This window comes from Micromonospora sp. IBSANI012 (assembly GCF_052814045.1).
The window spans coordinates 3,888,753-3,911,109 of record NZ_CP199933.1; the positions used below are offsets into that span (position 1 = coordinate 3,888,753).

Annotated in this window: 20 protein-coding genes; 7 read left to right on the forward strand and 13 right to left on the reverse strand. The window is 75.2% G+C overall.

Going from position 1 to position 22,357, the window contains the following annotated elements; genetic code table 11:
- Window positions 1–8: 8 nt before the first annotated feature.
- From accB to ACTWM8_RS17995, 3 genes are read right to left on the reverse strand one after another with little or no spacing between them, the layout of a single operon-like run.
- Window positions 9–551 carry an acetyl-CoA carboxylase biotin carboxyl carrier protein gene (gene accB / locus ACTWM8_RS17985; protein WP_446210036.1) on the reverse strand — a complete coding sequence of 181 codons (543 nt, stop codon included), beginning with the start codon at window positions 549–551 and terminating at the stop codon, window positions 9–11.
- The gene (locus ACTWM8_RS17990) at window positions 548–2,266 is read right to left on the reverse strand and encodes an acetyl-CoA carboxylase carboxyltransferase subunit alpha (protein WP_446210037.1); all 1,719 of its coding nucleotides are present in this window, start codon (window positions 2,264–2,266) and stop codon (window positions 548–550) included. The genes accB and ACTWM8_RS17990 overlap by 4 nt, the downstream gene beginning before the upstream one ends.
- Entirely contained in the window at window positions 2,263–2,604 is a 342-nt protein-coding gene (locus ACTWM8_RS17995) for a TcmI family type II polyketide cyclase (protein WP_446210038.1), read from the reverse strand. Before ACTWM8_RS17995 ends, ACTWM8_RS17990 begins: the two co-directional genes overlap by 4 nt.
- A 406-nt stretch (window positions 2,605–3,010) precedes the next feature.
- Here ACTWM8_RS17995 and ACTWM8_RS18000 point away from each other — a divergent pair, with 406 nt between their 5' ends.
- From ACTWM8_RS18000 to ACTWM8_RS18010, 3 genes are all read left to right on the forward strand, one after another.
- Complete coding sequence (locus ACTWM8_RS18000) at window positions 3,011–3,814, forward strand: AfsR/SARP family transcriptional regulator (RefSeq protein WP_446210039.1); 804 nt, start codon at window positions 3,011–3,013, stop codon at window positions 3,812–3,814.
- 120 nt (window positions 3,815–3,934) lie between these two features.
- Complete coding sequence (locus tag ACTWM8_RS18005; RefSeq protein WP_446210040.1) at window positions 3,935–4,282, forward strand: TcmI family type II polyketide cyclase; 348 nt, start codon at window positions 3,935–3,937, stop codon at window positions 4,280–4,282.
- 242 nt (window positions 4,283–4,524) lie between these two features.
- Complete coding sequence (locus ACTWM8_RS18010; protein WP_446210041.1) at window positions 4,525–5,475, forward strand: helix-hairpin-helix domain-containing protein; 951 nt, start codon at window positions 4,525–4,527, stop codon at window positions 5,473–5,475.
- A gap of 64 nt (window positions 5,476–5,539) precedes the next feature.
- Here ACTWM8_RS18010 and ACTWM8_RS18015 read toward each other — a convergent pair whose 3' ends face one another.
- Window positions 5,540–6,457 carry an aminoglycoside phosphotransferase family protein gene (locus tag ACTWM8_RS18015; protein WP_446210042.1) on the reverse strand — a complete coding sequence of 306 codons (918 nt, stop codon included), beginning with the start codon at window positions 6,455–6,457 and terminating at the stop codon, window positions 5,540–5,542.
- A 153-nt stretch (window positions 6,458–6,610) separates the two neighbouring features.
- Here ACTWM8_RS18015 and ACTWM8_RS18020 point away from each other — a divergent pair, with 153 nt between their 5' ends.
- From ACTWM8_RS18020 to ACTWM8_RS18030, 3 genes are all read left to right on the forward strand, one after another.
- Window positions 6,611–7,816 carry a low temperature requirement protein A gene (locus tag ACTWM8_RS18020; RefSeq protein WP_446210043.1) on the forward strand — a complete coding sequence of 402 codons (1,206 nt, stop codon included), beginning with the start codon at window positions 6,611–6,613 and terminating at the stop codon, window positions 7,814–7,816.
- Window positions 7,817–7,918: 102 nt separating this feature from the next.
- Window positions 7,919–8,125, forward strand: coding sequence for a hypothetical protein (locus tag ACTWM8_RS18025; protein ID WP_334452733.1), 207 nt, complete (start codon window positions 7,919–7,921; stop codon window positions 8,123–8,125).
- Window positions 8,126–8,303: 178 nt separating this feature from the next.
- Window positions 8,304–9,263, forward strand: coding sequence for a TIGR03557 family F420-dependent LLM class oxidoreductase (locus ACTWM8_RS18030; RefSeq protein ID WP_446210044.1), 960 nt, complete (start codon window positions 8,304–8,306; stop codon window positions 9,261–9,263).
- Between the two features lie 36 nt (window positions 9,264–9,299).
- On the opposite strand, the gene ACTWM8_RS18035 is transcribed toward ACTWM8_RS18030, so the two are convergent.
- From ACTWM8_RS18035 to ACTWM8_RS18055, 5 genes are all read right to left on the reverse strand, one after another.
- Entirely contained in the window at window positions 9,300–11,402 is a 2,103-nt protein-coding gene (locus tag ACTWM8_RS18035; RefSeq protein WP_446210045.1) for an amino acid transporter, read from the reverse strand.
- Between the two features lie 115 nt (window positions 11,403–11,517).
- Window positions 11,518–11,910, reverse strand: a complete 393-nt coding sequence (locus ACTWM8_RS18040) for a hypothetical protein (protein WP_446210046.1) — start codon at window positions 11,908–11,910, stop codon at window positions 11,518–11,520.
- A 40-nt stretch (window positions 11,911–11,950) separates the two neighbouring features.
- Window positions 11,951–12,700, reverse strand: coding sequence for a phosphotransferase (locus ACTWM8_RS18045; protein ID WP_446210047.1), 750 nt, complete (start codon window positions 12,698–12,700; stop codon window positions 11,951–11,953).
- A 73-nt stretch (window positions 12,701–12,773) separates the two neighbouring features.
- On the reverse strand, window positions 12,774–13,544 hold the full coding sequence (locus tag ACTWM8_RS18050) for a DUF5995 family protein (protein WP_334452739.1): 771 nt from the start codon (window positions 13,542–13,544) through the stop codon (window positions 12,774–12,776).
- A gap of 117 nt (window positions 13,545–13,661) precedes the next feature.
- Complete coding sequence (locus tag ACTWM8_RS18055) at window positions 13,662–16,583, reverse strand: helix-turn-helix transcriptional regulator (RefSeq protein WP_446210048.1); 2,922 nt, start codon at window positions 16,581–16,583, stop codon at window positions 13,662–13,664.
- A gap of 190 nt (window positions 16,584–16,773) precedes the next feature.
- Here ACTWM8_RS18055 and ACTWM8_RS18060 point away from each other — a divergent pair, with 190 nt between their 5' ends.
- Entirely contained in the window at window positions 16,774–19,143 is a 2,370-nt protein-coding gene (locus ACTWM8_RS18060) for an AAA family ATPase (RefSeq protein WP_446210049.1), read from the forward strand.
- Between the two features lie 62 nt (window positions 19,144–19,205).
- Here ACTWM8_RS18060 and ACTWM8_RS18065 read toward each other — a convergent pair whose 3' ends face one another.
- The 4 genes from ACTWM8_RS18065 to ACTWM8_RS18080 form a co-directional block, all read right to left on the reverse strand.
- Window positions 19,206–19,790, reverse strand: coding sequence for a dienelactone hydrolase family protein (locus tag ACTWM8_RS18065; RefSeq protein WP_446210050.1), 585 nt, complete (start codon window positions 19,788–19,790; stop codon window positions 19,206–19,208).
- Between the two features lie 47 nt (window positions 19,791–19,837).
- Window positions 19,838–20,266 carry a hydroxyphenylacetyl-CoA thioesterase PaaI gene (gene paaI / locus ACTWM8_RS18070; RefSeq protein WP_446210051.1) on the reverse strand — a complete coding sequence of 143 codons (429 nt, stop codon included), beginning with the start codon at window positions 20,264–20,266 and terminating at the stop codon, window positions 19,838–19,840.
- 1 nt (window position 20,267) lies between these two features.
- Complete coding sequence (paaK, locus tag ACTWM8_RS18075; RefSeq protein ID WP_446210052.1) at window positions 20,268–21,575, reverse strand: phenylacetate--CoA ligase PaaK; 1,308 nt, start codon at window positions 21,573–21,575, stop codon at window positions 20,268–20,270.
- Between the two features lie 100 nt (window positions 21,576–21,675).
- The gene (locus ACTWM8_RS18080; RefSeq protein ID WP_446210053.1) at window positions 21,676–22,344 is read right to left on the reverse strand and encodes an IclR family transcriptional regulator; all 669 of its coding nucleotides are present in this window, start codon (window positions 22,342–22,344) and stop codon (window positions 21,676–21,678) included.
- Between the last annotated feature and the right edge of the window lie 13 nt (window positions 22,345–22,357).

Here is a 22,357-nt window from a genome sequence, read left to right on the forward strand (position 1 = left end):
CCACCACCTCAGACCGGGTCCAGCGCGACCAGCGGCTGGTCGTACTCCACCGGTCGACCGTCGTCGACCAGGACCTCGGCCACCCGGCCGGCCCGCTCGGCGGTCACCTCGTTCATCAGCTTCATCGCCTCGACGATCCCGACCACCTGCCCGGGCCGGACCAGGTCACCGACGGTGACGAAGGGCGCGGCGCCCGGCTCGGGCGCCCGGTAGAAGGTGCCGACCATCGGCGAGCGCACCTCGATCCGGCCGGCCGGCGGGGCGGGCCGGGGGGCCGGCGGCGGGGCGACGGGGGCCACCGCTGGGGCGTCGGGGGCGCGGCCGGTCTCCGTCACCGCGACCCCCTGCCCCGCCGCAGCGGCGTCGTGCCACTCCACCTCCAGCACCGTGTCGCCGCTGCGCAGCCGCACCCGGCGTACCGGGCCGGCGACCTCGGCGACGAGCTGCCGGGCGTGCCGGCGCAGGCCGGCCAGCACGGCGTCCACCTCGTGCGCCGCCTCCGCGCCGTCGGCGGCCGACGGTGCGCCGGCCGGGACCGTCCCGGCGCTCACCGGGCACCCGCCCGGGCGCCGGCACGGGCCGCGCCGAAGCGCCGGAAGCGCTGGCGACGGCGGCGCACCAGGGTGGCGGGCGGCACGTCGAGCAGCGGCAGCAGGTGCGCCAGCACCGCCTCCCGCAGCGCGCGGGCGGCCGCTTCCGGGTCGTGGTGCGCCGCCGGGACCGGCTCGGGGACGAGGTCGTCGACGACGCCGAGCCGGCACAGGTCGGGGGCGGTGAGGCGCAGCGCGCGGGCGGCCTGCGGAGCGGCCCCCCGGTCCGGCCAGAGGATGGCCGCGCAGCCCTCCGGGCTGATCACCGAGTAGACGGCGTGCTGGAGCATCAGCACCCGGTCGGCGACGGCCAGCGCGAGGGCCCCGCCGCTGCCGCCCTCGCCGGTGATCACCGCGACCACCGGGGTGGGCAGCATGCTGAGGGAGAGGATGTTCTCCGCGATCGCCGCCGCCTGGCCCTGCTCCTCCGCGCTCACGCCCGGGTCGGCCCCAGGAGTGTCCACCAGGGTGACCACGGGCAGGCCGAGGCGGGCGGCGAGCCGCATCAGCCGCAGCGCCTTGCGGTGCCCGGCGGGGCTGGCCATGCCGAAGTTGCGGGCCACCAGCTCGCCGGTGGTGTGGCCCTTCTGGTGGCCGATCACCATCAGGTACCGACCGTCGAGGCGGGCCAGGCCGCCGACCACCGCCGGACAGTCCCCGCCCAGCCGGTCGCCGTGCAGCTCGACGAACCCGTCGAACGTGGTGTCCAGATAGTCCAGTGTGGTGGGCCGGCCGGGGTGCCGGGCCAGCCGTACCGTCTCCCAGGCGTCGGCCGGCGCCGCGTCGACCACCGGCGGATCCGCGACGGCGGCCGGGCGCGCGGCGGGGGCGGGCTCCTGCCGGGGTACGGCGGGACGGCACCCCGGACGGCGGCCGGCCCGGGCGGCGGCGAGCAACGCCACCAGCCGCCCGCGCAGGGCGTGCCGGGGCACCACCATGTCCACCTGGCCGTGCCGCAGCAGGAAGGCCGCGGTCTGGAAGCCCTCCGGCAGTTCCCGGCCGGTGACCTGGCGGATGACCCGGGGACCGGCGAAGCCCATCCGGGCGCCGCTCTCGGCGAGCACCACGTCGGTGTTGGTGGCGAACGAGGCCGCCACTCCCCCGTACGTGGGATCGGTGAGCACGCTGACGGTGAGCAACCCGGCCTCGCGCAGCGCGGCGATCGCCTGGCTGACCGTGGCCATCTGCATCAGCGACAGCGCACCCTCCTGCATCCGCGCCCCGCCGGAGGCGGTCACCAGGACCAGTGGGACAGCCTCCTCCAGCGCCCGCTCCGCCGCCCGCGTGATCAGCTCACCGACGGCGGCACCGAGGCTGCCGCCGAGGAACCGGAAGTCCATCACGGCCAGCGCGCACGGGTGCCGGCCGATGGTCGCGGTGCCGCAGACCACCGCCTCGGCCAGCCCGGTGCCGGCCCGGGCCGCGCTGAGCCGGTGCGGGTACGACAGCACGTCGACGAAGTCGATCGGGTCCACCTCGGCCGCCCGGTCCGGCAGCGGGGTGAACGACTCCGGGTCCACCAACTGGCGCAGCCGCTCGGGTGCGGCGAGCCGGGCGTGCTCCCCGCACTCCGGACAGACGTCCAGGTTGCGGCGCAGCCGCTTGCGGTACAGCAGCGAGGCGCAGCCGGCGCAGCGGGACCACAGCTCCCCCTCGCGGGGGGCGGTGGCGGTCACGGCCGCCGCCCGACGGGCGCGCCCGCGTCGAAGCGGTAGAAGCAGTGGGCCATCGCGTCGCGGGGCTCCCGCCAGGTCGGCAGGTACGGCGAGATGTACGGGCGCAGCCGCGCGCTGACCCGCTCGAACTCCGGATGCCCCCGGGCCGCTTCGACCGCGCCCGGCGCCGGTGACTCCGTCTCCAACAGGTGCACGTAGAGGTCGTGCAGCCGGTAGAGCGAACGGTGCCGGACACCGACCAGGCGCGGCAGCTCCGTCGCGTCGGACTCGGCGAAGATCTCGGCGACGTGCGCCTCGGCGCTGGGTACCACCTTCGCGACGATCAGCGAACGGTCCATGGATGGGCCTCCCCCCACGGCCGCCGGCGCGGTGTGGACCGCGCCGCGAGCCGGACGACTGCCGACACGATGCGCGCGGCGGCGTCACGCCGGCGTCACCAGCCGGCACCGAAGGGCGCTGCCGCATCGTGACGGTGCGTTGACGCAAGCTGTGTAACCGCTGTGCGACGCAAGGCGGTGACCACGGCGTGCGCACAGTTCAGAAGGGGTTTCATGGTTGAGCGTGGCGAACGCCGGACGAAACCTCGACATTGACCGAGAGTGACCACAATTGATAATCTTCGTCACGGTCAGCCCGGTGGCCGTGGCGACACCGCCACGGCGCAGCGACCCGACAGTGCGGTCACGGGCGCCGCACCGGGACACACGAGGAGTCGGGACGCGCGTTCCGCCAGGGGGTGCCGCCGTGGCCGCTGATTCGTCCATGCCGACGACCGGGCGCCCACCCGGCACGGACATCTCGCTGCACCTGCTCGGCGGCTTCCGGCTGCTGCACGGCGACACCCCGATCGTGGTCCCCCGCGGGCTGCAACGGGTCATCGCGCTGATCGCGCTGCGCCAGGGCGCCACCCGCAGCCACCTCGCGGGCCTGCTCTGGCCGGACGCGCCGGAGGACCGGGCGTTGTCCTCCCTGCGCACCGCCCTCTGGCGGCTGCGCCAGGACCCGTGCTGCCCCTTCACCACCGCCGGCGACACGGTACGACTGGACCCGGTCGTCCGGGTCGACGTCGACGCGCTGGTCGGCACGGCCGCCCGGGTCCGCCACGGCGAGGACCCGTCCGCCGCGCTCGCCGCCGGCCGGCACGACCTGCTCCCCGGCTGGTACGACGACTGGGTCCTCGCCGACCGCGAGCGGCTGCGCCAGCTGCGCCTGCACATGCTGGAGGACCTGGCCGGCCACCACCTGGCGGCCGGCCGGCACGGGGAGGCGCTGCAGGCCGCGTTGGAGGCGATGGCCGCCGAGCCGCTGCGGGAGACGCCGCACCGGCTGGTGGTGCGCATCCACCTCGCCGAGGGCAACGCCTTCGAGGCGGTGCACGCCTTCTACGTCTACCGCGACCTGCTGCTGCGGGAGCTGCGGCTGGAACCCTCCGCGGCGATGACCGCGCTGCTCGACGAGACCCTCGCGCCGATCCGCGACGCCACCCGGGAGCGACCCGACCCGCCCGGTCGACCGCCGGCCGCCCGGGTCGCGCCCCAGGGCGGCTGACCGCCGTCACCATCGGCGCGGCACGCGTGACGGCCAGGTGACAGCCACCCCGGCAGGGTGGGCCGCACAGCAGTCCGTGGGCTCCGACCTCGACGGAGCGCCACCGGCGAGAGGGGTCCCATGAGCCGTCTACTGATCGTCAGCAGGATCCTCCCGGGCTCGGAGGGCCGGGTGGCGCAGATCTTCGCCGAATCCGACGCCACCGAACTGCCCGCCCTGACCGGCGTCCGACACCGGTCCCTGTACTGCCTGCACGACCTGTGCGTCCACCTGATGGAGACGGAGGACGTGGACCCGGACGCGCTGGCCGGCGCCCGCAACCACCCGCTGTATCTCCAGGTCAACGAGCGGCTCTCGGCGCACACCTCCCCGTACCTGCCGACCTGGCATTCCCCCCGGGACGCGATCGCCTGCTGCTTCTACCGCTGGGACGCCGCCGACGTCCCGGCGCCGCGCCCGGCCGGGTGAACGGGCGGACGCCGAAGAGGACCGAACCGCCCGGCCGGGTCGGACGACGGCACCTCGTCGCGGCCCGGCCGGGTCCACCCGCTTTCCGTACCGTCGGTCATCCCGCCGCCACCCGCCGACACCGTGCATCCCACCTGCGTCGCGATGACCCATCCTCCCTGTCGTCCGCCATACGCGTGTGCGAAGCTGCCGGCGAGTTTTCTTCGTGACTTTCACCGACATATGCAAGAGGGAGGTTTGCCGTGCCGTCGACTTTCGGGCAGTGGCTGATCGTGATCCTGGCCCTGGTGCTGGGCGGAGCCGGGGGCTGGGTGGCCCGCGGCCGGCAGGCCGCGGCGACCGCCGAGCGGCCGGAGCCCATGGTGGAGGGTGACCCGGTCGTCGGGCTCTCCGAGGAGGAGAAGGCCGCCGCCACGGTGACCGCCACCGTCGACACGCCCCAGCCGGCGGCCACCGTCGACGTCTCGCCGGCGCCCGCCGCCGTGCTCGACGCGCCCACCCCGCACGACCTCGACGCTCCGCCCGCCGCCGCGTCCCTGGCCGCCAGCCACACCCCGCTGACCGCCGACGACGACACCGCTGCGTCGGACACCGTCGCTTCGGTCGACCTGGACGCCGCCGGGGCCGACGTGGCGGCCGACCGCACCGACGCGCTCGACGCGGACGACGACCGGACCGACGCCGCCGTCGAGGCCGACGAGGAGCGGACGGTGGAGCCGGTCAGCGTCGCGCCGAGCGACTCCGACACCACCGCCACCGGCCACGAGGTGGACGCCGAGGCCGCGCCGGTTGAGGCCGTCGCCCCCGTCGCGCCGGTCGAGGCCGCGGAGCCGGTCAGCCCGGTGATCCCCGCTCCCCGTCGCGCGCTGGATGACGAGGCGCCGATCGCGTCCGACGAGCCGGCGACCGCCGACGCGGACGTCGTGGCCACGCCGGGCGCCGAGGCGCCGGACGACTTCCGCCGGATTCAGGGCGTCGGGCCGAAGATGGCCGCCGCGTTGCAGGCGGCGGGGATCCGCACCTACCGCCAGCTGGCCGAGCTGGACGAGGCGGCGCTGCGCGAGACCATCCGGGCCGCCGGGCTGCGTGCCGCGCCGAGCCTGGCGACCTGGCCGCAGCAGGCGAAGCTGCTAGCTGGTGCCGGCGCCGAGGCCGGTGCGGTGCTGCCCGAGCCGGCCGCCGACCAGGTCTGAGCACCACGTGGGCCGGTGTCCGCGCCGAGGCGCGGCCACCGGCCCACACCGTTTCCCCGGACCGTCACCGACCCGGGGCGGCGTACTCCTCGACGATGGCGGCGAGCGTGTGCCGGGCCTCCGCCGCGCGAGCCGGGTCGGTGTCGTCGAGCGTGATCAGCGCCTTCCACAGCGCCCAGCCGCGGCCCCGGTTCCAGGTCGCCTCGTCGACGGCGACCCCGGCGCGGAACGCGGCCCGGCTGCCGGCGGTGAGCAGCGTCCAGGCGACCGTCAGGTCACAGGCCGGATCCCCCACCCCGCAACAGCCGAAGTCGATCACCGCAGCCAGCCGGCCGTCACGGACCAGCAGGTTGCCGAAGGCGACGTCGCCGTGGAACCAGACCGGTGGGCCGGACCAGGTGCAGCGCAGCGCCAGCTCCCAGATCCCGGTGACCAGCTCACCCGGAACCCGGTCACCCAGGGCGGCGATCGCGGCCCGGGTTTCGGCGTCGTACGTCCGAAGTGGTCCCCCGCGCCAGGCGCTGTGCTCTCCGGCGGCCGGACCGGACGTGGCGTCGATCCGGTGCAGGGCCGCGAGGAAGCCGGCGAGGCCGGTGGCGAACGCGGTCAGGTCGGCGATCCGCTCCATCCGGGCCGGTCGGCCCTCGATCCACCGGTACACCGACCACGCGAACGGGTAGCCCTCGGCGGGTTCCCCCTGCGCGAGCGGGATCGGCACGGGCAGCGGCAGCTGGGGGGCGAGCACCGGCAGCCAGCGCTGCTCCTTGGCCACCTGCGCGGCGTAGCCGGGCGCGCTGGGCAGCCGTACCGTCATCTCGTCGCCGAGGTGGAAGGTGCGGTTGTCCCAGCCGCCCGCCGCCACCGGGCGGACCGGCAGGTCGGCCCAGTGCGGGAACTGCCCCGCGACCAGGCGGCGCACCAGCGCGACGTCGATGCGCGGCAGCGGCGCCGGTCGCCCGGCAGGGGCGGGGTGCGGGTCCATCCGGTCCAGGCTGCGTGGCCGGCCCCGGACGGGCAACCGGGATTCGCCGGGAAAGCGCCGAACCGGACACGGCGCCCGACGGCCGTCGCTACGGTCGGTGAGCGGGCCGACGGCGGCCCGCCGCGCCGACAACCCGGTACGCAGGAGCAGCACGTGCAGCCACTCATGCCGGAGCCGCCCGCCCGGCAGGCCGGCGTGCCGTTGCGTGACCCCGAGGGTCCCCGCCGGGTGACCCTGCTGGAGCTCTTCTTCGACCTGGTCTACGTCGTCGCGCTCGCCCTCATCTCCAATGGCCTGGTCACCGACCTGACCTGGCAGCACGCCGGCCAGTCCCTGATCATCCTGATGGCGCTCTGGTGGACCTGGGCGATCACCACCCTGGTCACCGACATGTACGACCCGCAGCGCACCGAGATCAAGCTGCTGATCACGGCGGTGATGTTCGGCGCGCTGCTGATGACCACGGCCATCCCGCACGCCTTCACCGACCGGGGCATGGTCTTCGCCGGCACCTACGTGGCGATCCACCTCGGCCGGGGCCTGTTCCTGATGCCCACGGTGCGCGGACACCGACCCACCCAGCGCCGGGCGGCACGGATCTTCATCTGGTTCGGCGTCTCCGCCATCCCCTGGATCATCGGCGGCACGGTGAGCGGGCACGCCCGGGAGGCGTTCTGGGCGCTGGCGCTCGCCATCGACTACGGCGGCTTCCGGCTGGCGTACCCGGTGCCCGGGCTGGGGATGGTCCCCGAGCGGCAGCGCAACGTCACCGCCGAACACCTGTCGGAGCGCTTCCAGCAGTTCTTCATCATCGCGCTCGGCGACGCCATCCTGGTCATCGGCACCATGTTCAGCCTCCAGCACTCGGAGGCGGAGAACCTCGGCGCGTTCGCCATCGCCTTCGCCACCACCCTGCTGCTCTGGCGGATCTACGTGCACCGCTCGGGTGAGCTGCTGCCGCACGCGATCCAGGCGGCGAAGGCGCCGAGCAGGTTCCTGCTGACCGCGCCGTACACCCACCTGACGCTGGTGGCCGGGGTGGTGACCACGGCGGCCGGATTCGACCTGGTGCTGCACGAGCCGCTGGGGCACACCCCGCCGTCGTGGGCGGCGGTCATCCTCGGCGGGCCGGCGCTCTTCCTGGTCGGCCGGTCCGCCTTCGAGTACGAGGTGTTCAGCCGGGTCTCGCTGTCGCGCACCGGTGGGCTGCTGGCGCTGCTGACCCTCGCCCCGGCGGTGCTCTTCCTGCCGCCGCTCTTCGCCGCCGCGGGCGCGATGGTGATACTCGCCGGCGTGGCGGTCGCGGACACCCTGCGCAGCCGGGGCAAGCCGCCGGAGACCCCTTCCCCGCCGCACTGATCCGGCCGGTGCGCCGGTGACCGTTCCGGATGTCGTTTATCCGCTCGTCGCCTCTGGGTACAAGTGCGTCACCTCGACCCACCACGACTCTGGAGGCACCCCATGCGCGGCACGTCGATTTTCGGAGTTCTCGTCGTCATCTGGTTGCTCATCGGCGCGATCGCCGCCGGGCAGCGCGGCTACTACAGCAACGACGACACCAACTGCGCCGAGGCCGGCACGATCCTGGTGACCATCGTGGCCGGGCCGCTGAACTACGTCGGCGCCAATCCCAAGGTCGACTGCAAGCTGCCCGAGCCGTCCAAGTAGGCCCACCGACCCCGGCCCGCGCCCGCACCCCCGGGGCGCGGGCCGGTTCGTGTCCGCTCCCGATCACCTCCGTCACCACTGCTACGGCGTCCTAGGAGGCTGGGTCGAGAGGGTGTGTTTGCCGGCGGACGGGCCGGGAAGGGCAGCGGCCCAGCGCCGGAGGGGACGGAGACGCCGCATGCAGATCGGCTACAAGCTGGCCTCGGAGGGGTACGGCCCGCAGGAGATCATCCGCCAGGCGGTCCGCGCCGAGCAGGCCGGCTTCGACTTCGTGGAGATGAGCGACCACTTCCACCCCTGGCTCGACGTGCAGGGCCACTCGTCCTTCACCTGGAGCGTGCTGGGCGCGATCGCCGCGAGGACGAGCAGCCTGGGCCTGGCGACCGGGGTCACCTGCCCCACCGTGCGGTACCACCCGGCGATCATCGCGCAGGCCGCGGCGACCATGGCGCTGATCTCCGACGGCCGGTTCACCCTCGGCGTCGGCGCCGGGGAACGCCTCAACGAGCACGTGGTGGGACAGGGCTTCCCGAGCGTACGGGGGCGACACGAGCGGCTGCGCGAGGCGCTGGAGATCATCCGCCTGCTCTGGCAGGGCGGCTACCACTCGTACGAGGGCAGGCACCTCCAGCTGGAGGACGCCCGGGTCTTCGACCTGCCGGACACCCCGCCGGTGATCGCCGTGGCGGCCGGCGGCAGATCCTCGGCCACCTTGGCGGCCGAGCTGGGCGACGGGCTGTTCGCCACCGAGCCGAAGTCGTCCATCGTCGAGCACTACCGGGCGGCCGGCGGCGCCGGACCCCGCTACGCCGAGGTCCCGCTCGCCTGGGCCGGCGACGAGGAACAGGCGGTGCGGGCCGCGTGGGAGACCAGCCGATGGGCGATCACCGGGTGGAAGGTGATGAGCGAGCTGCCCAACCCGGTGAACTTCGACGCGGCGACCTCCTGGGTGGAGGACCACCACATCCGGCGCCAGTTCGCCGTCGGCCCGGATCCGCAGGTGCACGTGGCGGCGGTCAAGGCGTTCGTCGACGCCGGCTACGACCACATCGTCCTGCAGAACGCCGGCCCCGACCCGGACGGCTTCCTCGACTTCTTCGCCGGCGACCTGGCCGGGCGGCTGCGGTCCCTGGGCTGAGCCGCGGCCCGGGCTAACCAGCGGCCGCGGGTGCCCTCAGCCGCCGACGTGGATGCCGGGTCGGCGCGACGGGTCCGGCTCACTCTTGCGGATGATCTCCCGGACCACCGGCGGCGTGTCGCCCCGGCCGAGGATGAGGTAGCGCAGCAGGTGGGCGAGCGGGTTGCCCTCGGACCACTCGAAGTGCGCGTGCGGGCGTACGCCGGTGCCGTCGCGCAGGGCGAGCAGGATGGCCGCGATGGCGTTCGGGACGGCCGGGCTGCTGGCCCGCAGCACCCGGTAACCGCCGACCTCGACGCCGTGCACCCGCAGCACCTGGCTGAACTGGGACGGGTCCACCACGTCGATCTCCAGGAACAGCACGTCGGCCGCGCCGGGCACCGGGTTCATGCCGCGCTGCGCCCGCTCCTTGACCCGGTACTCCTTGAGCGCCCCACTGTCGCGCTTGTTGGCGATCAGGTGCAGCCGGCCGTCGTGGGTCAGCGAGTCGGCGATGAACCGCCGGGCGGCCGGGTCGAACTCGATCCGCTCCGCCCGCAGCTCGGTGGTGCGGGACACCCGGGAGATCAGCGAGACGGCGATGATCCCGGCGATGAACAGGGCCGAGATGGCGATGCCGTCCGGCTTCTCGATCACGTTCTCGGCGAGCGCGTAGAGCAGGACGGCGGTGAGCAGGCCGAAGCCGGCCCCGGCGATCCGGTGGTGGGCCCGCACGGCCGCGATGGTCACCGCCACCGCGCCGGAGACCATCATCGCCAGGATCCCGGTGGCGTACGCGCCGGCCTGGGCGTTGACGTCCGCCCGGAAGGCGACCGTGATGGCGATGCTGATCAGCGTGTAGACGATCACCACCGGCCGGACCGCCCGGCCCCACTCCGGCGCCATCCCGTAGGACGGCAGGTAGCGCGGCACGATGTTGATCAGGCCGGCCATCGCCGAGGCGCCGGCGAACCAGAGGATCAGCACGCTGCTGATGTCGTAGACGGTGCCGAACGCCTCGCCGAGGTGTTCGTGCGCCAGCCAGGCCAGGGCCCGTCCGTTGGCGGCGCCGCCCGGCCGGAACTCCTCCGCCGGGATCAGCACCGTGGTGACGAACGTGGTGGCGATCAGGTACACCGACATGATCAGCGAGGCGACGGTGAGCAGCTTGCGGGTGTTGCGGATCCGCGCCTCCAGGCGCTGCGGGGAGTCCGCCCCCGCCCCCTTCACCAACGGCATCATGCTGACCCCGGTCTCGAAACCGGACAGGCCCAGCACCAGCAGCGGGAAGGCCAGCACCGCGGGCCCGAGCAGGTCGCCGAGACCGGTGCCGCCGGCGGTCAGCGCCTGCGTCCAGTCGCCCACCAGGGACGGGTTCGCGGCCACGTCGGCCAGCCCGACCACGACGATCACCGCGTTCAGCCCGAGGAAGACCGCGACCAGCGGGATGGCCACGCTGACCGCCTCGCTGAACCCCAGCAGGAACACCCCGCCGAGGACCAGCAGCAGCAGCACGGTCACCACCACGGCGGCGGCCGCGCCGTGCGGGAAGGACGCCGGCAGGTACGGGTTCTCCAGCAGGTGGACCGTCGCGTCGGCGGCGGAGAGGGTGATCGTGATGATCCACGAGGTGGCGACGAAGCCGAGCAGCACCAGGACGAAGATCTTGCCGCGCCAGAACGGCAGCAGCCGTTCCAGCATCGCCACCGAGCCCTGCCCGTGCGGGCTCTCCCGGGCCACCCGCCGGTACATCGGCAGCATCCCGAACAGGGTCAGCGCCACGATGAGCAGGGTGGCCAGCGGGGAGAGCGCCCCGGCCGCCAGCGCCGCGATGCCGGGCAGGTACGACAGGGTGGAGAAGTAGTCGACGCCGGTCAGGCACATCACCTGCCACCAGGGGTGGCGCTTCTGCTTACCCTCCTCCGCCTCGGGGCCGACCGGCTGCACCTGGTGGGCGAAGAGCCAGCGCCGCAGCGGGTCGGCCGCCGGGCGGGGGCGGGCGTGGCTCTCCACGCACTCCGGGACCGTCACCGCCCCCGACCGGGTGCGCTCCCCGTGCAGCGGATCGCGGGCCGCCCGCACCTCAGGCCCGAGACCCGCCGGCGTGCCACGCCGCCCCCGGGTACGCCGTGGCGTCGCCCCGTCCCGCCCGTCCACCATGCCCGTCCCACTCTCTACGGTCCTGCACCGACCGTAGGCGGTACCCACAGCACCGCTCGGCGGAACCGGTAAGCCGGGAGATCATCGCGGGCGCCGACCGCGTGGGCGGCTCGCCTCAGCCCGGCGGCGTCCGCAGGGCGTCCCGCAGGGCCTCCGGGTCGGAGACGGTGACCGTGGCGCCGGGATGGCGCGGCCACGGTCCCGGCACCAGGGCCGCGACGGGCTCGGCGAACCGCACGCACACCCCGGCGGCGGTGCTGCTGCCGAAGGTGACCCCGCCGTCGGCGAGCGACAGGTGCGGGCCGATCGCCCGCCACCACCGGTACGGCCCGCCGAGCTCCGCCCCGGTGACGTTGGCCCGGGAGGTGCGCAGCCGCCAGGGTCCGTACCGGATCTCCAGCGCCTCGTCGTCGACGAGCACCCAGGACGTCTCCGGGCGTACGCCGAGCAGCGCCAGCGGGGCCCGGAAGGCCGGGTCGAAGCGGAACGCGGAGCGGTGTACGGGCATGACCGGCGCGTACCCGGTGCCGGCCGGCCGACACCCCGGCTCACTCCAGCGCGCGGGTCCAGTCCTCGACGTGCGCGTCCAGGTGGGCGGCGGTGGCCCGCCAGTACGGGCCGTCGACGGTGAAGATCCGGGCCCAGGGCTGCACCCCGTCGCGGGCGCCGTCGCGCAGCAGCGCGTACATCGCCCGGGCCCGGCGGCCCAGGGTGGCGGCCAGCGCCGGGCGGTCCGCGCCGGCCAGGCCGTACCCGTCGACCAGGGCGCGCAGCCGGCGCGCGGACTCGGCGACCGGCCGGTCCGGCCGCATCCCCGCCATGGCCTGCGCGGCGTACGCCAACTCCCAGCGCCGGGTGCCGGGGCCGGCGCCGTCCCAGTCGATCAGCACCCAGCCGCGGTCGGCGCGGATCAGGTTCCAGGGCGCGGCGTCGTGGTGGCAGACGAGGTCGGCGCCGTCCGGGGCGATCGGCACCCGCCAGCCGGCCGGCTCCGGGGGCACGAACCCCGCCACCGCGTCGTGCAGGTCGGCCAGCAGGCGGCCGATCGAGGCCAGCTCCGCCAGCGGGTACGTCCCGGCCTCCGGCCCGCACTCCCCCGGCACGTACTCCAGCACCTGGCGGCCCTGCGCGTCGCGGCCCAGCGGCCGGGGCGCGCCGGTGAAGCCCACCGCGTGCAGGTGCGTCAGCAGCGCGTCGACGCTGTCGGTCCACGGGCCGACCGGCCGGCGCACCGTGTCGCCGACCCGGACGACGCCGGTGGTGACGTTGCCGGGCAGGGGCTGTTCGGTCAGCGGCATCGGGCCATCCTGCCCGGCGGGGACGCGTCCCCGCGCCCCGGTTTCCCGGAGCGCGGGGACCCCCCGTCCCCGGCTACTGCAGGAACGCCCCCAGCGGCGACAGCAGTAGCCGGCCGAGTGCCGCGGCGTTGTCGTCCAGCCGCGTGCGCTCGCAGTCGCGAGCGTGCGGGTCGTGCCGGCACCGCCAGATCTTCTGGGCGTTGCGCCAGGCCACGTCCCGGGTGTATTCCACCAGTTCGCCCTGGTACCAGTCGTCGACGTCCCCGTTGAGCATGTCGATCAGCAGCTGCCACCGCTCCAGGTAGCCGCGCCGCAGCGAGGGGATCTTGTCGGCGAAGATGTCGTTGATCTTGAGATAGTCGCGGTGCTGCTCGCTGCCGTCGACCGGCTCGGACTCCAGGTGGTCGAAGGTCGTCACCAGCGCGAACGGCAGGTCGAAGTTGATGTGCGCGTTCACCCCCGCCGCCGCCGACGGCAGCGGCCGGGCGTCCGGGCCGCGCATCCGCTTGAACAGGCACGACCAGGCCTTCGGGGTGGTCGGGCTGGACTCCGACCACAGCCGCAGCGCGTCGAAGTAGCGGGTGGCGAACTCCACGTCGAGCCGGGACAGGAAGACCGGGTCGGCGAAGAAGTCGTCGTACAGCCCCTCCAGCACGCTGGTGGTGATGGTCAGGTACAGCTCGTTGAAGTCGGCCAGCGGGCAGCTGCGCTCCAGCGGAGGCAGCCGCACCAGCAGGTCCTGGAGCTTGGTGAGGTGGTCCACCACCGCCGGCACGTCACCCGGGTGGTCCGCCAGGAGCCCGACGATGTCGGCGTGGACCGGGCCCCAGACCGGTTCCGTCATGTCTCCTCCACAGTGGTCGGGGCACCCCCGTGCCGTCGGCGTCGCTGGACAGCCTTCCAGCGACGCCGACGTACGGGATCAGTAGAACGACGTATTCGTGGCGGACCGGTGTGTGCGTCAGTCGAGGCGGTTGCGCAGGTGGATCGCGCTGGCCTGGACCCGGGTGCGCACCTGGAGCTTGTCGAAGATGTGCGAGACGTGCACGCCGATGGTCCGCTCGCTGATGAACAACCGCTGGCCGATCTCCTTGTTGGTCAACCCCTCGGCCACCGCGGCGAGCACCTCGCGCTCCCGGGCGGTCAGCACCGCCAACTCGTCGCTGACCGGCTCGCTGCGGGCCGCCCCCGGGCCGCCGGCCGGCTGGGCGCGCTCCTCCAGCTCCACCCGGGCCCGCCCGGCGAGGGTCTTGATCTCGCTGGTCAGCGGCACGGCACCCAGCCCCTGCGCCATCTCGTACGCCCGGCGCAGCAGCTTGGCCGCGGTCGCGCTGCGGCTGCGCCGGGCGAGCAGCGCCTCGGCCTGCCGCAGCCGCGAGTAGGCCGCCGGATACGGGTGGTTGCGCCGGTCCCACTCGGCGGCCGACCGGGCCCACAGGTCGGGGTCGCCCCGCCCGTCGAGCCGACTCAGCTCGGCCGTGCACAGCACCAGGAAGCCCTCCGCGCCCAGGCGCACCGGCCGGGCGGCGTGGCCGCTCTTGCGGGCCACCCGGTCGACCACCTCGCGCAGCCGCCGGACCACGGTCTCGTCGATCGGCACCGTCCGGCTGGCGTGCGCCTCCGCCTCGGCGCGCAGGCCGTGCCAGGCGAGGGTGGCCAGCAGCACCACGTCGTCCGAGCGGCTCTCGGTGAGGCCGCGCTGCACGGCCTGCCGGGCCACGTCGTGCCGGCCCTGCCACATCGCCAGCCCGGCCCGCAGGATCAGCATCGGCAGCACGTGCCGCGCCCCGCCACCGGCCAGCACCGTGGCCACCGCCTCCAGGTCGCGGTCGGAGGCCTCCACGTCGCCGTAGCCGACGGAGAGGCGGCACCGGGCCAGCAGCAGCTCGACCGCGTCCGCGCCGGACGGGCGGTGCCGCAGCGCCGCCGCGACGACCTTCTCCGCCTCGGCCCACTGCCCCACCCGGAACAGCCCGTTGGTGGCGATGGCCAGCAGCCGGGTCTCGTAGGTGCGCCCCAGGCCCAGCTCGGCGACCCGCTCGGCGCCCCGGCGGGCCACCACCACCCCCTCCTCGAGGATGTTCAGCGGCCCGGTGAGCAGCTCCGCCAGGTGCAGGTACGCGCAGGCCACGTCCTCGGGCCGGCCGGCCCGCTCGGCGATCTCCAGCGCCCGCCGCACCACGGCCAGGCCGGCGTCCGGGTCCTCCAGGAACGCCTCGCTGAAGCCGAGCGCCGAGCTGGCCAGCACCACCTCGGTGGTGCTGCCGTCGACCTCGGCCGCCAGCGCCAGCGCCTCCCGGGCCCGGGCGCCGGCGTCGGCGTACCGGCCCAGGTGCAGCAGCAGCTCGGCGAGGTGGGCGGCGGCGGTGGCCCGTTCCCGGGAGGTGCAGTCGGCGGCGTCCAGCACGCGCTGGTACTCGGCCTCGGCGGGGGCGGAGCGCCCAGCGGCGGCGAGGTAGCGGGCCCGCCGGATGCGCAGCCCGCAGGACGGCTCGGCGTCGTCGCCGCCGGCCAGCTCGGCCAGCAGGGAGAGCGCCCGGGCGTGCTCGCCGCACTGGTGGGCGGTCTCGGCCGCGTGCTCCAGCAGCGCCGCCCGGTCGACCTCCACCGGCGCCGCCTCAATCGGCCCGGCGGGCGGGGTGTCGGCGAGTTGCAACGCCACCGACCAGTGCCGATGCGCCTCGGCGAAACCGTGCAGCCGCTCGGCCTCGCGGGCGGCGGCCATCGCCGCCGGCAAGGCCCGGCCGGGCTCGCCGGCCAACCGCCAGTGGTGCGCCAACCGGGCCTGGTGCAGCTCCGCCGGCGCCCGGGTGAGCGCCTCGGCGTAGCGCCGGTGCAGGGCGGAGCGCTCGGCGGGCAGCAGCTCGTGGGCGAGCACCTCGGCGACCAGGCGGTGCCGGAGCCGGTAGCCGTCGTCGGCGCCGACCAGCAGCCGGTGCGCCACCGCGGCGCGGACCGCCTCGATCAGCTCCTGCTCGGGCAGGCCGAGCACCTCGGCCAGCAGCCAGTGCTCGACCGGCTCCACCCCGGCGGCCACGGCGTGCACCACCGCGTGCGCGTGCTGGGGCAGCGCGTCGACCCGGGACAGGAAGATCTCGCGCAGCGTGTCGGAGAGCCCGTCGCGGCCGTCGCGCAGGTCGCGGGCGAGTTCCTCGACCACGAAGGGGTTGCCGCCGCTGCGCTGCCAGACCTGCTCGGCGGCCTCCGGCGTCGGCGGCGTGCCGACGATCGCGGCGACCAGCCGGTCGGTGTCCGCGCGGTCCAGCGGGGCCAGGTCGACCACCCGGACCGAGCGCAGCCGGCGCAGCTCGGTGAGCACCCGGCGCAGCGGGTGGGCGCCCTGCAACGACTCGGCCCGCACCGCGGCGAGCACGGAGAGCTGGAGGTCGCCCAGGCCGGCGAGGAGGTAGAGCAGCAGCTGCCGGGTGCTCCGGTCGACCCACTGCAGGTCGTCGAGGACCAGCACCAACGGACGGCCCTCGGCGATCAGGCTCAGCCCACGGGACACCCGCTCCAGCAGCGCGCCGCCGTCGGCCGTGGCCGTCTCCTCGGCGAACGTCCGCAGCAGGCCGCGTACGGCCGACGAGGTCCGCGCCTGGGTGGCGGTCAGCTCGGCGTCGAAGCGGCGCAGCGCCTGGATCACCGGGTGCAGCGGCGAGGCGTCGCCGATGTCCAGGCAGGTGCCGGTCAGCACGACGGCTCCCCCGTCGCGCAGCCGTGCCCCGACCTCGTGCAGCAGCCGGGTCTTGCCCACCCCGCTCTCACCGCTGACGAAGACCGCCGCCGTCTGCCCGGGCCCGAGCTCGTCGAGCAGCGCGGAACGCAGCGCAGTCAGCTGGTCGGCACGGCCGACGAGCGGTGCATTGTCCACATCGCTGGCCATGTCCGCAGCCTAGTCACAGGTCCCCGCACCGTTCTACGGGCTTGATCCCGCTGTGGTACTCCTCGCGTCGACATTGCGACTAAAGGTTGCGACCGGCCGACATACGTCGTTCTGCAGATCCCCCGACGGCCCGGTGGTGACAGTGTCCGGATGTCGTAAGGCACCGCTGCTGGGGGGAAAGGTGGGTGCGATGCCACTGTCCACGGTCGCCACCGGTCGGGAGGACGTCACGTCGCCCTGGCCGGTCCGGGAGGAACGGCGCGTGGTCAGCGTGCTGTTCGCCGACATCGTCGGTTCGACGGCGCTGACCGAACGGCTCGACCCGGAGGACGTCCGCGCGCTGCAACGCGCGTACTTCGACACCGTCGCCGGGGTACTGCGGCACTGGCACGGCGTGGTCGAGAAGTACGTCGGCGACGCGGTGATGGCGTTGTTCGGCGCGCGCCACTCCGACGGGCTCGACGCGTACCGGGCGGTCCGGGCCGCGCTGGAGATCCAGCGTGCCCTGGACCGGCGGCCCATGCCGGGGGGCGTGCGGCTGCGGGTCCGGGTCGGGGTGGCCACCGGTGAGGCGGTGGTCGACCTGGCCGCCGCCCGCGACGGCGGCCACGGCGCGGCCAGCGGCGCGGTGACCACGACCGCCGCCCGGTTGCAGGAGTACGCCCCGGCGGGTGGGGTGGTGGTCTGCGCGGCCACCCACCGGGCCACCGCCGACCTGGTCGACCAGCGGGCGCTCGCCCCGGTGGCGCTGGCCGGCAAGGCGCTGCCGCTCGACGTCTGGCGGGTCACCTCGCCGGCCCGGCCGCGACGGCCCCGGCACGAGGGCCCGCTGGTGGGCCGGCGCCGGGAGCTGGCCACCGCCCAGGACCAGCTCGTCCGGGCCGCCCGCGAGCACCGTCCACGATGGGTGTCGCTGGTCGGGCCGGACGGCATCGGCCGCAGCCGGCTGCTGCACGAGCTGCGCCACGCGCTGCGGGAGGTCGACGGGGTGGCGGTCCGCTGGTGCGTGACGCACTGCCCGCCGTACCCGCAGGGGGCGCTCGGGCCGGTCGCCGAGCTGGTGCGCGACCTGGCCGGGGTGCGCGACAGCGACCCGCCGGCGGTGGTTTACCGGCGACTGGCCGCCCTGGTCGACGGGCTGGTCGCACCGGCCCGGGCCACCCGGACGGTCGCCGCGCTGGCGGCGCTGCTCGCCGCGCCGGAGGGCACGGCCACGGCGACCGGTGGCCCGGCTGCCTGCCGCCAGGTGCTGCTGGCCCTCGCCGCCCGGCAGCCGGTGGTGGTCGCGGTCGACGACCTGGACCGGGCCGGGCCGGAGCTGGACCGCTTCCTGCGGGCCCTCTTCGCGGCGGCCACCCTGCGCGGACTGCCGCTGGCCGTGGTCGCCACCCACCGGCCGCAGCTGGCCGACCCACTGCCCGTGCCCGACGACCGCCGCTGCCGGGTGGCGCTGGCGCCGCTGGGCGCGGTCGACAGCGGGCGGCTGCTGCGCCGGCTGCTCGGCCGCGCCGGCCGGCCGGCCGCGCTCGCCGGCCGCCTGCTGCCGCTGGTCGGCGGCATGCCCGGGTACGCCGGCGCGTACGTCGCGGCGAGCGGCGACGGGGAGCCCGGACTGCCGGAGGCGGTGCGCCGCACGGCCTCCGCCCGGCTGGACCTGCTCGACGACGCGCGGCGGGCGGTGCTGACGGCCGGCGCGGCGCTCGGCGTCGGCTTCACCGCGCCGGCCGTCGACCGGCTGCTCGGCTGGGCGCCCGGGCGGGCGGCGGCGCTGCTGCGCCGGCTCGCCACCGCCGACGCCCTGCTCCGGTGCGACCGGCACGGACGGTACGAGATCGTGGACCCGGCCCTGCGCCGGACCGCGTACGACCGGCTGCCCCGGGCCGTCCGCGCCGAGTTCGGCCGGCGAGCCGAGCAGTGGCGTGCGACGGCATCCGGACGGGTGGCGCCCACCGGCTCGGGTACGGCCGCTCCCCGCCTCGCCACGCCCCGCCCGGCCGACGCCGAGCCGACTCCCGCCCTCGCTGCCGAGCAGGTGTCCGCCCTCGCCGCCGAACAGCTTGCCGCCGTCGCCTCGGAGCCGGTTGCCGCCCTCGCCGCCTCGGCGGCAGCCTCCGACGGCGGGCGGGACCACCACATCGCCGGAACACGCCGCAACCTGATCGCGCCCGACCTCCGGTCCACCGTGGATGGCTCGGGGCGGTGGTCGATGCCACCGGCGTCGTCGGCCCGGAACCGGGCCCGGGACGGGGGCACCCGGGTAGCCGACGGCCTCCGCCCTGACCTGGGGTGGGGTCCGCGCTCCGGCGGTGGCCACGAGGGCCCTGTCGTGCCGATCCTCCCCCGGCTCGCCGCCGGGCCGCGCCGAGCCTCCGACGCCGTCGCGCGCCACGACCGGCCCCTGCGCAGCACTCCGGACGGGCGCGCGCCCCAGCCGCCGTCGCCGCCCGCTCCCACCGGCCGGGGCAGCGCCGCCGTCGTGCTGGCACTGCATCAGGCGGCAGCGGAACGCGCCGGTCAGACGCCGCCCCGCGGTGGCCCGCCGCTGAGACGGGTGGCCTGAACCGGTCCCCGCACGCGGGACGGCCGGCGGACCGGCACGCGCGGCGCGGTGGACGGCCCGGGTCAGTCGGCCGACGGGCCGGGCAGCCCGGCGAGGAAGGTCAGTGCCCGCTCCCAGGTCTGCTCGGCGGCCCGCGGATCGTGGTCCGGCACGTCCGGGTCGGTGAAGAGGTGCCCGGCCCCCGGGTAGCGGAACACCTCCAGCCGCGCCCCCGCCCCGGTCATCGCCCGCTGCCACTCGGCGACCTCCTCCGGCGTCTCGTACTCGTCGGGGTCGGCGAGGTGCAGTTGCACCGGCAGGCCCGGGCGGACCGCGGCCGGGTCGGCGCCGGTGCCGTGCAGGAGCAGCAGCGCGGCCGCGTCGGGCCGCTCGGCCAGCAGCGCCCCGGCCACCCCCGCGCCCATCGACCAGCCGGCCAGCACGGTCTCTGGCGGCAACGGGGCCAGCGCGGCGCGGCCCCGCCGCAGCACCTCGTCGCGGCCGATCTTGTCGAACAGCGCGAAGCCCGCCGCCACGGTGTCGGTGGGCGGCTCACCGTAGAGGTCGGGGGTGACGACCCGGTGCCCGGCCGCGCGCAACCGCTCGGCCTGGGCCAGCGCGGCCGGCCGGAGCCCGTACACGGAATGGAAGAGCACGATGTGTGTCATCCGGTCATCGTGCCGGAGACCGCCGACAGCGGCCGCGCGCCGCGCGGTCAGCCCCCGGTGCCGCGGGCCAGCGTCCGGCTGCGGCCCCGGAACTCGGCGACCACCTCGTCGCCCCGCGAGACGGTGACGTCGTAGATCCCGCTGCGGCCGTAGCGGGTCCGTTCGGTGGCCCGGGCGGTCAGCAGGTCACCCTCGCGGACCGGGCGCAGGAAGCTGATCTCGCCGCCGGCGGCGACCGTGGCCGGGCCGTGGCTGTTGCAGGCCAGCGCGAAGGCCGTGTCGGCGAGCAGGAAGACGAAGCCGCCGTGGCCGATGGCGTGCCCGTTGAGCATCGTCGCGGTCACCCGCATCCGGGCCACCGCGGCGCCGTCGCCGGCGGAGACCAGCTCGATGCCCAGGGCGCGGGAGGCCACGTCCGCGTCGAACATGTCGTGCGCGGCGGTACGCCCCGCCGCGACCCGGCCGTTCTCCGCCATCTCAGCCCACCCGCCGCTGGTCGACGATCCGCCGCATCTTGCCCATCGAGCGCTCCACCCCGTCCGGCGCGATGACCTCCACCGCCACGCTGACCCCGATGGTGTTCTTCACCTGCTCGACCAGGGCCCGGCCGGCGCGGGCGGCCTCCTCGACGCCCGCCCCGGCGCGCCGCTCCACCTTGACCGTCAGGGTGTCCATCCGCTCCTCGCGGGCCAGCACGCACTGGAAGTGCGGCGACAGCGCGGGGGTACGCAGGATCAGCTCCTCGATCTGGGTCGGGAAGACGTTCACCCCGCGCACGATCATCATGTCGTCGGTCCGACCGGTGATCTTCTCGATCCGGCGCATCGGCCGGGCGGTGCCGGGCAGCAGGCGGGTGAGGTCGCGGGTGCGGTAGCGGACCACCGGCATCGCCTCCTTGGTCAGCGAGGTGAGCACCAGCTCGCCCTGCTCGCCGTCGGGCAGCACCTCACCGGTGACCGGGTCGATGATCTCCGGGTAGAAGTGGTCCTCCCACAGGTGCAGGCCGTCCTTGGTGTCCACGCACTCGATGGCCACCCCGGGCCCCATCACCTCGGACAGCCCGTAGATGTCGACCGCGTGCATGTCGAGGCGCTGCTCCATCTCGCGGCGCATGTCCTCGGTCCACGGCTCGGCGCCGAAGATGCCGACCTTGAGCGAGGTGGACCGGGGGTCGACGCCCTGCCGTTCCATCTCGTCCACGATGGCCAGCATGTAGCTGGGCGTGACCATGATGACGTCCGGCTCGAAGTCGCGGATCAGCATCACCTGCCGCTCGGTCATGCCGCCGGAGACCGGGATGACCGTGCAGCCCAGCTCCTCGGCGCCGTAGTGCGCGCCGAGTCCACCGGTGAAGAGCCCGTACCCGTACGCCACGTGCACTCGGTCGCCGGGGCGGCCGCCGGAGGCCCGGATGGAGCGGGCCATCAGCTTCGCCCAGGTGCGGACGTCGTTGCCGGTGTAGCCGACCACCGTGGGGCGGCCGGTGGTGCCGGAGGAGGCGTGCAGCCGGGCGATCCGCTCCCGGGGCACCGCGAACATCCCGAACGGGTAGTTCTCCCGCAGCTCGGCCTTGCCGGTGAACGGGAACCGGGCCAGGTCGGCCAGCTCGCGCAGGTCGTCCGGGTGCACGCCGGCGGCGGTGAACGCCTGGCGGTAGTGCGGCACGTTGTCGTACGCGTGCCGCATCGACCAGCGCAGCCGGTCCAACTGCAGCGCCCGCAGCTCGTCCACGGACGCCCGCTCGATCGGCTCCAGCTCCTCCGGCCGTGGAGTCCGCTCCTGCACTGTGCCCTCCTCGGATGTGTCGGCGACGGCGCCGCAACCGCCGGCGACCAGCTCGTCGCGACGTACCGTACGCCTCGGAATTTCCGCTCGACCAGCGGCCTCAGCCGAGCCGTCCGGCGACGGCGGCGGCCGCCCCGATGACCCGTTTGCCCAGGTCGTCGGGGTCGCTCTGCGCCCCGACATAGACCACGGCCACGGCGGCGGCCACCTCGCCGCGGTCGTCGACCACCGGGGCGGCCACCGACCGCATCCCGGAGAGCACCTCGCCCTCCGAGGACGCCCAGCCGCGCTCGCGCGCCAGGGTGACCCGCTCCGCCTCGCCGGGCTGAGCGGGCCGCCCCGCGAGGACGGCGATGCCCGGGGCGCCCAGCTGCACCGAGTGCCGCACCCCCGGGCGGTAGGCGACGTGCACGTCGGTCCCGCGCGGCTCCACGCTGGCCAGGGTCACCACCTCGTCGCCGTCGGGGACCACCACGAACGCGGTCATGCCGACGTCGTCGGCCAGCGCGGACAGCGCCGGCAGCGCCGCGGACTGCACGGCGGGACGCACCGTGCGAGCCATGGCCGACAGCCCCAGGCCCAGCTCGTACCGGCCGTCCGGTCGCCGGCCGACCAGGCGATGATCTTCGAGTGTCCGCACCATGCGGTAGACGATCGAGCGATGTACGTCGATGACCTGGGTGAGTTCGGCGATCGACAGGGGGCCCTCGGCGGCGGCGAGCGCCTCCAGAATGCGCAGGCCACGATCCAACGTCTGCGAGTGCGTCACCGACGAAGAGCCC

Coding starts and splice junctions, on each gene's coding strand:
- ACTWM8_RS17995 (WP_446210038.1), bottom strand. CDS start 2,604: ATGGACCGTTCGCTGATCGTCGCGAAGGTGGTACCCAGCGCCGAGGCG.
- ACTWM8_RS18005 (WP_446210040.1), top strand. CDS start 3,935: ATGAGCCGTCTACTGATCGTCAGCAGGATCCTCCCGGGCTCGGAGGGC.
- ACTWM8_RS18015 (WP_446210042.1), bottom strand. CDS start 6,457: ATGGACCCGCACCCCGCCCCTGCCGGGCGACCGGCGCCGCTGCCGCGC.
- ACTWM8_RS18025 (WP_334452733.1), top strand. CDS start 7,919: ATGCGCGGCACGTCGATTTTCGGAGTTCTCGTCGTCATCTGGTTGCTC.
- ACTWM8_RS18030 (WP_446210044.1), top strand. CDS start 8,304: ATGCAGATCGGCTACAAGCTGGCCTCGGAGGGGTACGGCCCGCAGGAG.
- ACTWM8_RS18035 (WP_446210045.1), bottom strand. CDS start 11,402: ATGGTGGACGGGCGGGACGGGGCGACGCCACGGCGTACCCGGGGGCGG.
- ACTWM8_RS18040 (WP_446210046.1), bottom strand. CDS start 11,910: ATGCCCGTACACCGCTCCGCGTTCCGCTTCGACCCGGCCTTCCGGGCC.
- ACTWM8_RS18045 (WP_446210047.1), bottom strand. CDS start 12,700: ATGCCGCTGACCGAACAGCCCCTGCCCGGCAACGTCACCACCGGCGTC.
- ACTWM8_RS18050 (WP_334452739.1), bottom strand. CDS start 13,544: ATGACGGAACCGGTCTGGGGCCCGGTCCACGCCGACATCGTCGGGCTC.
- ACTWM8_RS18055 (WP_446210048.1), bottom strand. CDS start 16,583: ATGGCCAGCGATGTGGACAATGCACCGCTCGTCGGCCGTGCCGACCAG.
- ACTWM8_RS18060 (WP_446210049.1), top strand. CDS start 16,774: ATGCCACTGTCCACGGTCGCCACCGGTCGGGAGGACGTCACGTCGCCC.
- ACTWM8_RS18065 (WP_446210050.1), bottom strand. CDS start 19,790: ATGACACACATCGTGCTCTTCCATTCCGTGTACGGGCTCCGGCCGGCC.
- paaI (WP_446210051.1), bottom strand. CDS start 20,266: ATGGCGGAGAACGGCCGGGTCGCGGCGGGGCGTACCGCCGCGCACGAC.